1 protein-coding gene is annotated in these 506 nt (G+C 37.4%); it reads left to right on the top strand.

Annotation, left to right across the window (positions count from 1 at the left end; translation table 11 throughout):
- A partial coding sequence (locus AF333_RS31390; protein ID WP_321167201.1) for a Ger(x)C family spore germination C-terminal domain-containing protein occupies nt 1–506 on the top strand: 506 nt, incomplete at both ends.

Raw genomic sequence — 506 nt, 5'->3', positions numbered from 1 at the left:
CAGTTTTCTTTTGCAAAACGTAGTTGCAGCAAATGGAGAGGTGAAGTTTGCGGGAGCGGCTGTAATCAAAGGAAAGATAAAAAAGCTGGGTGGTTTTTTTAATGAAATAGAAGTAGAAGGCTTAACGTGGATAATTGGAAAGGGGAAAGGCGGTGTGGTGAAAAGCTTTGATAAACAGACCGGTCAGCTACTCATATACGAGGTAGAATCAATGAAAAGCAGGATTACTCCTCATATTAATGGAAAGAATATCTCTTTTAATGTGAAAATCGAATCAGAGGGACGCCTATCCGAAAATTGGATAACTTCAGGGAACGCTTTTGAAAATAAATTTCTAAAAAGAGTGGAAAAAAACACCGAAAAAGAAATCAAACGACTAGTGAAGAATGTAGTAGAAAAAATGCAAGAGGAATACGAAGCCGATGTTGTTGGTTTCGGAAACCGATTGAAAATGGAGAATCCTAAAGTGTGGGAAAAGGTTAAAAAGAATTGGGACCAAACATTTA

Origin of the sequence: Aneurinibacillus migulanus (genome assembly GCF_001274715.1) — a bacterium.
GTDB classification, from domain to species: Bacteria; Bacillota; Bacilli; order Aneurinibacillales; family Aneurinibacillaceae; genus Aneurinibacillus; species Aneurinibacillus migulanus.
This window is presented reverse-complemented; position numbering and strand designations above follow the sequence as displayed.